Genomic DNA, 11,863 nt, shown 5'->3' with positions numbered 1-11,863 from the left:
GAATTAGCAGCACGAATTAGTAATACTAATTACCAGGTAATAACTAACACTTGAGATTCTAGTGGTTGCAGATTAATCGCTATGCTAGCTTGTTGCTTTACCACATTCATAGGATGTTTTTCGTTAGCACCAATGGTGAGCAAGTTTTCTATTTGATAGCTACCATCCTTGATTTGGGCTTTAGTGATTAATGCTCGAGGTAGGTGTAAGTTGATACTCGTAGCTTGGCTGTCGCTAAAATTACTGACTACCAGCATAAACTGCTCGTCGTTATAACGGCTAAAAGCAAAGGTGTTATCGTTATAGCCTTGTTGATTGGTTTTTTGGCTAGCGGAACGGTTAATAGTATCAAGCTCGAAGTACTCACCTTGCAGGGCTGGCGCCGTGTGACTTAAGTTAACCAAGGTTTGATAATATTTGCGCAGTGCTTTTTCAGCATCCGTTGATTGACCGCCATCAAATTTGCCGTTATTCATCCAGCGTTGATGGGCTGGTACGCCAACGTAATCAAAAATACTGGTACGGCTGGCTCGGCCAAAACCGGCATTTTGCACGGCTTTTTCACCGACATCTTGACCGAAATAAAGTAAGGTCGGAGAGCGACTAATGGTGGTCGACACCACCATCGCAGGCAAGGCGGCTTCGGCGCTGCCAGCAAAGTCGCCAGTATTAATTCGCTGCTCATCATGATTTTCTAAAAAGTTGAGCATGTGCTGCTCAATATCTGCAATTTTTGCTTGATCGGCTGCAATCTCAGCCGTCGACTTTTTACCATGGATAATGTCTTTTAATGTGTCGTATAAATCGACTTTATCGTACAGATAATCCATCTTTCCTAAATGAATATAATCACGGTAAAGACTTGGGTTATACACTTCAGCAAGTAAAAAAGCATTGGGGTTTAGGTGTTTGATATTACTGTTGAGATAACTCCAAAATTCAACTGGCACCATTTCGGCCATATCGTACCTGAAGCCATCAACGCCTTTTGCTAGCCAGAATTCGGTGATGTGTTTAAATTTAACCCAAGAATCAGGGATATCGCTCAGTGGTTGAGTCTGCCAAAATTGGTAATGCTGCGCAGAAGACATCTGGGCATATTCACTTGGCAGAGTAGGGAAGTCGTAGCTGCCATCAGGCTTAACGCCATAGTTAACCTTAACGGTTTCATACCAATCATTGGCGTCTGGCTTGGCTAAACGTGAGCCATTACCGGTCCATTTAGCTGGTGTTTCAATAAACTGACCGTCAGCGAGGGGATGAGACTCACCGCCTAAGGGCTGATAGTTATCTTTGGCATCGGGAACAGAGAAACTCTCACCGACAATATAATAGAAGTTATTGTTTTTATCGTATTCAACAGCGGTATTGTCTTGCTCACCAAAGTTGCGATTAGCTGGAAGCGGCGAATTTTGTGGGGCAGATTGATATTGGCGAGCCACATGGTTAGGCACGATATCGATAATCACCTGCATGCCGTTTTGATGAGTACGTGATATAAGCGCTTCAAATTCAGCTAATCTGTTAGCCGGGTCATTAGCTAAGTCAGGGTTAACGTTATAGTAATCTTTTACCGCATAAGGTGAGCCAGCGCGGCCCTTTACCACATCTGGGTCGTCATTACTGATCCCAATGTCAGTGTAATTATTGATCAATGCGTGATGGGGTACGCCGGTATACCAGACATGGGTTGTCCCTAATGACTTAATGTCTTGCAGGGCTATATCGGTAAAGTCACTAAACTTGCCGACACCGTTGTCTTGTATAGTGCCCCAAGGCTTATTGGTAGTGTTGGTATTACCATAAAGACGGGTAAAAACCTGATAAACCACCGGCTTACCGGTTAAAGGTTGTGCAGCAGCACTTAGCTGCTCAGTACCGCTCTGTTTAACCGTCTCATTAATACTGGCTTTATCTGTGGCGCAACCAGCAATAACCATACTGACTCCCGTTAATACCAGGCCTAATTTTATCGGTAAACTTACGCTGAATTTTTGTAAATACATATGCTTCTCGTGGCAGATTTATATTATTTAACTAAAGGAGATTAACAAGCTTTAGTTATGATCTAGAGTTTAACCGTTATTTGATTAACTTAAGAATAATGACACCTTTTTCTTTTAATGTGAGCGGCTTAGTTAATGAATACGTTTGTTGTGTGATGATATCTTTAGCCACAGTATGTTGTTTAATCACTGGTGCGAAACGGCTTAAATCAAGCTGGTATTCTTGCTGATTTTTATTGTAAATAATCAATAAACTCTCTTTGTTGCCTGCTTGATTATATTCACGGGCTTGCAGGTAAACACCCTCTTTAGGAGCAAAGTGTTTAAGGCTGCCTTGTTGTATCGCTAATGAGTTTTTACGATAGTTTAAAAGCGCGCGATTAAAGGCAAGCGCATCTTGTTGTTGGGCGGACAAAGACGATGGCTTGAATACACTGAGTTTATCTTCAGCAAATCCGCCGGGTAAGTCACTGCGAACTAAACCGTCATTACGATCTTTTGTCGGACTTTGCATCAAAACTTCGGTACCGTAGAAAATTTGCGGAATGCGGTTACTGGTTAACACATAGGCCATGGCCATTTTATACAGGGCTAGGTCATTGTTCATCAGACTGTATAAACGGTTAGTGTCATGGTTGCCTTCAAATAACACTAAATCAGTAGGCTTGGCATAAACCACATCATTGGCGAGCGTTTCATATAGATTAATAAGTCCGCTACCCCAACTTTCTTCATCAGTTAAGCTTTTAATGAGCACCTCATAAAGTGGAAAGTCCATCATGCTCGGGGTATGTGAGACATAGCCATCAGCATTGTGTTTACCCGCCTGCCAGTAGCTTACTGTAATGGGGTTATCGCTCCATTCCTCACCAACAATATTAAAGTTGGGATACTCATCCATAATGGCTTTTGACCAAGTGGTTAAAAAGCCTTTATCTGCATAAGAGTAGGTGTCTTCGCGAATACCACTGAGGCCGGCATATTCAATCCACCAAATACTGTTTTGAATTAAGTATTTTGCCATAAACTGATCACCTTGATTCATGTCAGGCATGGTGTCAGTAAACCAGCCATTTTCGAATTCTGCAGTATCAGATGGCATAGCGTATGGATCTTGAACTGTGGTTCTGCGATGGCTGGTATACATGATGTCTTGAGGGTTTTGTTGCCATTTTTGTTGGCCATTTATCCAAGTTGAAGTTGGAAAATCAGCCATCCAGCGATGCCCCGAACCCATATGGTTAACAATCACATCTTTAATAATACCAATACCAAACTGCTTCGCTTCTTCTACTAAGGATTTGTATTCTTCGTTGCTACCAAAACGTGGGTCAATTTTATAAAAATTAGTGGTGGAGTAACCATGGTATGAATACTGGGCTTGGTTATTTTCAAGCAGCGGGTTTATCCATAACTGTGTGATACCTAGATCTTTGAAGTAGGGTAGTGACTGACGAATACCGAGAATATCACCACCATGTCGGCCATCTTTATCGTCACGATTGGCTGTTTCTAACATGTCTGGGTGATTATCGTTGTCAGGATTACCATTTACAAAACGATCAGGAGTGATGAGGTAAATAACATCTTTGTTAGAAAACCCTTCACGCTGGCGTGAATCTGCCGCTCGGGCCTGAATAGGGTATTCAAGGGTTTGAACTAGCTGATTGTTATCAAACAAACCTATTTTAATGGTTTGCGGCTTTGCATCCTTTAAGTCTAAATCGATAAAAAGATGATTGTTACTTGCTGACTGATGAACCGCTTTAAGTGCCACATTGGCAGATTCAACAAGTTTGACCTCATAGGCGCTAATACCTTCGCCATAGACTAATAACTGCAATTGACTGTTTTGCATATCAGCCCACCAAGATTGTGGTTCAACGGTGACATTATTGATTTCAGCAGTAGCAGCGCTAGTCATTAATACATTAACCATCAAGGCTAGCGGAGCAAGTTTTCTAATAGTCATAAGTTTACCTTTGATGAAATTACAATTTATCAATAAATTGTTGATGAGACGGCATAGCAGCAACAGCCCTATTGATGATTTGCTTAATATTGCCCAGATAATCATGTAAGTCAGCATCACTTACACTATTAGCTAACGGGTTATAGTCATTAGGCATAATGCCTTGGCCGAGCATTACCTGTATCCAAGCAGCTTCTGTAAACAATTCATCTTGGTAGCGACTGACAGTGCCAGTGGCTTTAAATAGTTCAATTTTTTGTTTAAGGCTGTCAGGTATCGCCATATCACGGCATTGCTGCCATAAATCATGGTGTGAGTCTTTTTGATTCAGGTGATAGTGCAAAATAATGAAGTCACGAATTTGTTCTAACTCAAGTTTTGATTGGCGGTTAAACTCATCAACATTAGCTTGCTGAACGCCATTGTGGGGGAACAGCTTAGACAGACGTATGATGGCTGATTGAACTAAATGTAAGCTGGTGGACTCAAGTGGCTCTAAAAAGCCGCTTGATAAACCAATGGCAACACAGTTTTTATGCCACTGCTTTTCACGGCGTCCGGTTTTAAAATTGATTTTTCTGGGCTCTGCCAGCGGTTTTCCATCGAGGTTTTCAAGCAATAACGCTTTGGCTTGCTCATCAGATAAATATTGACTGCAATAAACTAAGCCATTACCAGTACGGTGTTGCAACGGAATACGCCACTGCCAACCTGCATCATGGGCGATAGAGCGAGTATAGGGGGTTAATGCTTCAGTTCGTTCACAAGGTACGGCATAAGCACTGTCACAGGGCAGCCAATGCTGCCAGTTTTCATAACCCACATCTAATTGCTTTTCAATTAATAATGCAGCAAAGCCTGAGCAATCGATAAAAAATTCAGCGCTAATTATCTGGCCATCTTTTAATGACACGGATTCAATGCTGCCGTCATTGGCAAGGGTTGTGGAGGTGATTAAGCCTTCGATACGCTTAACTGACAGCTTTTCACTGTAGTTACGTAATAGCTTAGCGTAGAGGCTGGCATCAAAGTGATAAGCGTGGGTAATACCTGCTAAGGGCGAACCTTGTACCTGGTCCATTATGGAGAATTTATTATTTTTAGCTGCTTGGTAATTTAATGAGTAATCCCAGAATTGATTGACATCGGTTGGGTTAGATTTTTTCCAATAATGATGAAACTGAGTAAAGCCAATATCTTTACCGATATTGCCAAAAGCATGCATGTAGCTTTGTTGCTGGTTGCCCCAATTTTCAAACTCAATGCCCAGCTTAAAAGTGGCTTGGGTTTGCTTAATAAAGTCAGACTCTTTAATGCCTAAAACATTATTAAATATTTGCAGTGGCGGAATAGTGGCTTCGCCGACACCAATGGTGCCGATATCTTCTGATTCAACCAAAGTGATATTAAGCTGGTGTTTGAATAACCTTGCCAGCATGGCAGCAGTCATCCAGCCCGAAGTGCCGCCACCAACAATTACAATGTTTTTGATCTTGTTATTATTCATGGTAATCGCCTTATATTTTTATTGTTTTTAAAGTAAAAAAGCCCCTGTAACAGGTTACAGAGGCTTTATTTCTACACTAAGATTAGAACTTGTAGTTCGCACCTAGCATGAAGTTACGGCCGTAATTTTGGTAATCACGTACATGACGAGCATCTTCACCCGTGTATGACGTGAATGGCTCGTTAGTTAAGTTATTCACTTGGAATAGCACTGATAGACCATATAGGGCATCAATACCACTTTCAGAGAAGTCATAACCAATTTGCGCATCTACTACGGTTTCAGCTTTAACATTAACATTTTGACGGGTTAAGCTGATTGCGGTTACTTCACCTAAGAAGTCACTACGGTAGCGTGAGCTAACACGTGCTTCAAAGCCTGAGTTTTCATAGTAAACCGTCGCATTGAAGGTTTTCTCTGAAAGACCAGGTAAAGTTGTTGGCTCGCTATCAGCCGTTTCTTTCACTTCACTGTCGTTGTAAGAACCACTTAATACCGTACCAAAGCCTTCTAGCGCATCAGCCCACATACCAAAGTCCATAGAGAATGACGCTTCAATACCTTGAACATAACCGCCTTGACCATTTTGCCATTGCTCAAAAGAACCAATTGGGTTGTCTGTGTCTGGGTTTTGTGGTGGCACGATGTCAGTAAAGTCGATAAAAGATGTTTGCTTGTAAGTGTAGTTTTCTAAGTCTTTATAGAATACTGCTAAGGCAAAGTAGCCTTGGTCACTGAAGTAGTTTTCGTAACTGATATCGTACTGACGGGCTAACCATGGGCGTAACTGAGTATTACCCGCCTCACCAGTCCAATTCACACCCGTAGTCGGGTTCTTTTCATAGCTATAGCCAATGTTGGAATTCATTTGGTCCATACGAGCACGGGTTAAGGTACGAGCTGCAGATACACGCAACATTTGGCCTTCTGCAACTTCAAAACCTAAATTAAAGCTAGGTAACCATTCAGTATAAGATGCGCTGTCGTAGTTGGCGTTAGTAACAAGTTTACCTTCTTCTTCGTCCAAAGTAGATGCTGTACCGTTAGAGCTCTGGTCTGTTTGAACCGCTTGAATACCAAAGTTACCCGTAAAAGGAATATCGTAAACATCAGTATCAATAGTAGCCATTACAAATGCAGTAGTGACTTCTTCACTGACATCCCATGAGTTAACTGCACGGCTAGCATCAACATCGGCTACGTCTGTTTCAATGTAGTTACCGTCATTGTAAAAAGCTAATGAGTCATAGCTTAATACGTCACCCATACCAAAAAAGTCTAGTGAAGTTGATCTTAATAGGTATTTATCAGGGACCGTCATAACATAGTTTGGATCGGTGCCGTCATAACCTTTCAGGGTTAGGAAGTAGCCTTTATCTAATTTTGATTTTTCACGCTCAGTGTAATTCACACCAAATTTCACACTGCGAATCGCACTGTCATCAAAAATATATTCAGCAGCTAAACGGAAAGACTGTAATTCATCTTCAATTTCTGGCTTGTTGATAAAACCATCTTGAGTGTTTGTTCCTTCACCTAATGGGTTACCCCAACCAAGTGGATCGCCTAGCTTGATGACATTTGGATCTGAATAATCTAAACCGTGAGTAAAGTTATAGCTACCATTACCATTGTAAGCAAAACCTAAATCATCAACTGCGCCAACGCCTGTGCCACGACCGGTACCACTGTAGCTTTCCATACCAATATCTGTACGTTCGGCTTTAGATAAACCGATGTCAGCTTCAACATTCCAGTTATCATTAATTTGAAATTTGTTATTCCAGCCAACTGATAGCGATTCAGCATCACGTTTGTTGACATCGTTACGTACTACTACTTCAGCGCCACGAATGACGCCTTCAGTAACAAGACCATTTTCAATGTTAGTTGCTTCGATACCACCGTTAGCACCCCAAGCAGCTGGGATTTCAATACCACGTAAACGTTGGTCATCAGTAAACTTAGAGTAGTAAAGGTCAACTTTTGTTTGGTAGAAATCATTTGGCGCATATTCAAATACAGCTAAAACACCATCACGCTCAAGTTCTGATGAACGAACGAAAGGTTTTGCACCACCTAATACACTGTCGCCGGCAGCATTTTCTGGGTAACCCCATGCTTGCCAGCGCTCTTCTTGGTTAGGCGACATCATGCGTGCATAACCTAATGCAATACCAATAGTGTCATCAGCAAATTGGTCAATATAAGAAATACTGCCACGGTAACCGGTATCATCAGAACCGCTATTTAACGCACCAAGGTCATTCATTTCACCACGTAAACCAATAGCGAATGTTTGTTCACCATGGGTTAGCGGGCTGATTGTTTGCATATCAACCGTGCCACCAATAGCTTGAGCCATAACGGTTGCATCAGGTGTTTTGTATACCACAACACGATTTAATAATTCAGAAGGGTATTGGTCAAATTCAACACCACGGTTATCGTTAACAGACGCTTGTTCGCGGCCATTAAGTGTCGCGGTAGTGAAATCCGGCCCCATGCCACGGATTGAGATGACGTTTGCGCGGCCATCAAGGCGCTGAGCCGAAACACCTGGTAGACGTGCAAGTGATTCTGCGATACTGACATCAGGTAATTTACCGATATCTTCTGCAGAAATAGCTTCAACGATTGAAGATGAAGACATTTTTAATGATTGTGATTCTTTTAAACTACGACGAATACCAGTGACTTTTAATACTTCAATTGATTCATCAGCAGTTGCAACATCTTCTGCTTCAGCAGCGTAACCGTACATACTTGTACTGGCAGCTATCATTGCTAACGTTAGTAAGCTTGGTTTAAATAGCGACATCCATCTTTCCCCTTCTGAATGGCCAGCAGCCCTTTTTATAAGGTCGAGCTGCTAGATTTCTATTATTTATAATTACAGTCTTTATAGTATTTTTACTTCAGCTTGCTTAAATGACTGCATAAGCGCTGAGGTTTATTTCCACTTTGTTGCGGAACAGTAAAGATACTACTCCTAGCATTCTTTCATCGACAACGTTATGCATACGTATTCAAAGCTTTTGTAGACTTTAAATGGCCACTTTATTACTTTTTTTTAACATTCAAAAGATAGTTTATGTATTGGTTAAGTTGTTGAATATTAGCATTTAAGTGCTTGGTTTGTATTTTTAAAATTCGTATTAATTCTTTGCATACGTATGCAGCTCTATTGAACCTGATTTCACTATTCACGTATCCTCGAGGCAATTAAATAATAATGACGACCAGTTACTAGGTCGCAACATAGGGTTAACCATGGGTGAGGTAGCTATATGGTTAATGCTTTTATTACAGAGGGCGAGTAATGAGTCAGTTATCATGGTGGCGCGGCGGAGTGATATATCAGGTATATCCACGAAGCTTAATGGATTCAAATGGCGACGGAGTCGGTGATCTACAAGGAATAATTACCAAACTTGATTACATTGCTAGTTTGAATGTTGATGCAATCTGGATATCGCCCTTTTTTAAGTCGCCAATGAAAGATTTTGGTTACGACATCAGTGATTATCTCGATGTTGATCCTATGTTCGGCACAATGGAAGACTTTGACGAACTGATTGAAAAGGCACATAAGCTCAATATCAAAATAGTCATCGATCAGGTATTAAGTCATACATCTGACGAGCATGCCTGGTTTAAACAAAGTAAATTAAGTCGTGATAACGACAAATCTGATTGGTATGTTTGGGCCGACCCTAAAGAAGATGGCACCGCGCCTAATAACTGGTTAGCTATTTTTGGTGGTTGTGCTTGGGAGTGGGAGCCGCGTCGTCAGCAATATTACTTGCATAACTTCCTAAAAAGTCAGCCTGATTTAAATTTCCATAACCCTGAAGTTCGCGCTGCAGTGCTTGAAAATGTCGATTTTTGGCTTAAAAAAGGCGTTGATGGTTTCCGCTTAGATGCGATTACTTTTTGCTATCACGATGAGCATCTGCGTGATAATCCAGCTAAACCCAAAGATCAACGCCAAGGTCGTGGCTTTAGTGAAGATAACCCTTATGCCTACCAATATCATTATTACAATAATACCCGTCCACAAACTGTCGGCTTTATTGAAGAGCTGCGCGCACTTATTAATCAATACCCAGGCGCCGTGACTTTAGGCGAAGTGTCAGCAGAAGATTCTTTAGCGACCATGGCTGAATATACCCAAGGCGATGATCGTTTGCATATGGCCTATAGTTTTGAGCTATTAACCAATGATTTTAGCGCGGCTTATATTCGCCAAACAGTTGAAGAACTGGAAGCCAGTATTGGTGACGGTTGGCCGTGCTGGGCCATAGGTAATCATGATGTGCAACGCGTTGCGACCCGCTGGGGCAAAGGTGAAACTAATCCCGCCATGGTTAAAATGCTCAATGCGATGTTGTTTTCGCTGCGAGGCAGCGTATGCAGTTATCAAGGTGAAGAATTAGGCTTAACGGAAGCGCCTATTGAGTTCAGTGAGCTGCAAGATCCATTTGGGATTACCTTCTGGCCAATGTTTAAAGGCCGTGATGGCTGCAGAACCCCAATACCGTGGTCGAAAGATCATCAACAAGCGGGTTTTTCTGACAGCAGTAAACCTTGGTTACCTATTCCTGCTGCACATAAAGCTATGGCTGCAGATGTTCAAGAAGCAGATACACAATCCAATCTACATGCTTATCGCCGCTTTTTAAAATGGCGTAAGCAATATCCTGCATTGGTGATGGGTGATATTAGCTTTATTGATGTGGATTCTAACCTTTTGGTATTTGTACGTACCTTTGAGACTCAAAAAATGCTGGTAGTATTTAACTTAGATAATAGTGCCAATACATTTGATGCCTCTGCATATGACATTGTTGCAGTTAAAGATGATCACGGTCTTGAGTCTGCATCTTTGCAAGCTGATGCTAAACTAACATTAAACGCATTTGGAAGTTTCTTCGCATTAATTAAATAATGTAACGATAAAACAGCAGCTTAATCGGTTGCTGTTTTTATATGTGTTGTAGGTTTTTAATAACAAGATTCAGTTGCCAGTAGACATGCTAGTAATTGGTGATAACAACGATAACAAGAGAGTTCATATTATGGCTTCAGCTATTCCAACGGGTTCAACAACAGTTAGCAGTACTGGCGACGGTAGTTACCGTTTCGCACTAGTATCGTTAACCTCACTATTTTTTATGTGGGGATTCATTACCTGTCTTAATGACATACTAATCCCTCATCTAAAGGCGGTATTTTCATTAAGTTACACTGAAGCCATGCTGATTCAGTTTTGTTTTTTTGGCGCTTATTTCTTAGTGTCATTACCTGCTGGCAGTCTGGTTAAAAAGATTGGTTATCAAAAAGGCATTGTGTCCGGTTTAGTTATTGCTAGTATCGGTTGTGCCTTATTTTACCCTGCTGCAGCATTGGAAACTTACGCGTTATTCTTAGGGGCATTGTTTGTTTTGGCTTCAGGTATCACCATTTTACAAGTAGCCGCTAATCCTTATGTAAATGCACTAGGCTCTGAAGAAACAGCCTCAAGTCGTTTAAACTTAACCCAAGCCTTTAATGCATTAGGCACCACTGTCGCCCCATATTTTGGCGCTGTGTTGATTCTTTCAGTCGCAACGGGTGCCGTCGGTGAGTTAAGCCATGCACAAGCTGAAGCTGACGTGGTAAAAATGCCATATCTATTTTTATCTGCCACGTTAGCAGTTTTAGCTGTGATTTTTTCACAATTAAAGTTGCCTATTATCCAATCTCATACCGCAGTTGAAACAGATGGTAAGGTTACTTACAAAGGTAAAACCAGCGCGTTGCAAAGCATTCACTTAGTATTGGGCGCGGTGGGCATTTTTGTTTATGTTGGCGCTGAAGTATCAATTGGCAGCTTTTTGGTTAACTTTTTAGGTGAAGAGCACATTGTAGGGCTGCAAGAAGCTGATGCAGCAAAATACATTACCTATTACTGGGGCGGGGCGATGATTGGTCGTTTTATTGGTTCAGCGCTTATGCAAAAAATACCTGCAGGCACCATGTTAGCCTTTAATGGTTTAATGGCTGCGACCTTAGTATTAGTTGCTATTAATACCAGTGGTGAAGTGGCCATGTGGGCAATTTTAGCGGTTGGCTTATTTAACTCCATTATGTTCCCAACTATTTTTAGTTTGGCTTTAAGAGACTTAGGCCCACATACTTCGCAAGGCAGTGGCTTTTTATGTTTAGCGATTGTTGGTGGAGCAATCATCCCATTATTACAAGGGGTAATGGCTGATACCATGGGCATACAACCGGCGTTTATTCTTCCTGTAGTGTGTTATGCATTTATCATATTTTACGGCGCGAAAGGCTCTAAAATGTAACCTTTAAGCTGACGCTTTATATCAGGCAGCC

6 protein-coding genes are annotated in these 11,863 nt (G+C 41.5%); 2 read left to right on the top strand and 4 right to left on the bottom strand.

The window, feature by feature from the left end; translation table 11 throughout:
* Positions 1 to 29 precede the first annotated feature (29 nt).
* From AB4140_RS10080 to AB4140_RS10065, 4 genes are all read right to left on the bottom strand, one after another.
* Complete coding sequence (locus AB4140_RS10080; RefSeq protein ID WP_372000823.1) at positions 30 to 2,006, bottom strand: alpha-amylase family glycosyl hydrolase; 1,977 nt, start codon at positions 2,004 to 2,006, stop codon at positions 30 to 32.
* 76 nt (positions 2,007 to 2,082) lie between these two features.
* Positions 2,083 to 3,978 carry a glycoside hydrolase family 13 protein gene (locus AB4140_RS10075; protein WP_372000821.1) on the bottom strand — a complete coding sequence of 632 codons (1,896 nt, stop codon included), beginning with the start codon at positions 3,976 to 3,978 and terminating at the stop codon, positions 2,083 to 2,085.
* Between the two features lie 19 nt (positions 3,979 to 3,997).
* Positions 3,998 to 5,485 carry a tryptophan halogenase family protein gene (locus tag AB4140_RS10070; protein WP_372000819.1) on the bottom strand — a complete coding sequence of 496 codons (1,488 nt, stop codon included), beginning with the start codon at positions 5,483 to 5,485 and terminating at the stop codon, positions 3,998 to 4,000.
* A gap of 82 nt (positions 5,486 to 5,567) precedes the next feature.
* Positions 5,568 to 8,306 carry a TonB-dependent receptor gene (locus AB4140_RS10065; RefSeq protein ID WP_372000817.1) on the bottom strand — a complete coding sequence of 913 codons (2,739 nt, stop codon included), beginning with the start codon at positions 8,304 to 8,306 and terminating at the stop codon, positions 5,568 to 5,570.
* 501 nt (positions 8,307 to 8,807) lie between these two features.
* Here AB4140_RS10065 and AB4140_RS10060 point away from each other — a divergent pair.
* Together AB4140_RS10060 and AB4140_RS10055 are read left to right on the top strand one after the other, a co-directional pair.
* The gene (locus tag AB4140_RS10060) at positions 8,808 to 10,436 is read left to right on the top strand and encodes an alpha-glucosidase (RefSeq protein ID WP_102437374.1); all 1,629 of its coding nucleotides are present in this window, start codon (positions 8,808 to 8,810) and stop codon (positions 10,434 to 10,436) included.
* A gap of 130 nt (positions 10,437 to 10,566) precedes the next feature.
* Positions 10,567 to 11,832, top strand: a complete 1,266-nt coding sequence (locus AB4140_RS10055; protein WP_102437415.1) for a sugar MFS transporter — start codon at positions 10,567 to 10,569, stop codon at positions 11,830 to 11,832.
* Positions 11,833 to 11,863: the final 31 nt, after the last annotated feature.

Origin of the sequence: Shewanella sp. 10N.286.51.B2, from assembly GCF_041469265.1 — a bacterium.
In the GTDB taxonomy this organism is placed as follows: domain Bacteria; phylum Pseudomonadota; class Gammaproteobacteria; order Enterobacterales; family Shewanellaceae; genus Shewanella.
The sequence above is the reverse complement of the archived record's forward strand: the minus strand, read 5'-3'. Positions and strand labels throughout refer to the sequence as shown.

Coding starts and splice junctions, on each gene's coding strand:
- AB4140_RS10065 (WP_372000817.1), bottom strand. CDS start 8,306: ATGTCGCTATTTAAACCAAGCTTACTAACGTTAGCAATGATAGCTGCC.
- AB4140_RS10070 (WP_372000819.1), bottom strand. CDS start 5,485: ATGAATAATAACAAGATCAAAAACATTGTAATTGTTGGTGGCGGCACT.
- AB4140_RS10080 (WP_372000823.1), bottom strand. CDS start 2,006: ATGTATTTACAAAAATTCAGCGTAAGTTTACCGATAAAATTAGGCCTG.
- AB4140_RS10055 (WP_102437415.1), top strand. CDS start 10,567: ATGGCTTCAGCTATTCCAACGGGTTCAACAACAGTTAGCAGTACTGGC.
- AB4140_RS10075 (WP_372000821.1), bottom strand. CDS start 3,978: ATGACTATTAGAAAACTTGCTCCGCTAGCCTTGATGGTTAATGTATTA.
- AB4140_RS10060 (WP_102437374.1), top strand. CDS start 8,808: ATGAGTCAGTTATCATGGTGGCGCGGCGGAGTGATATATCAGGTATAT.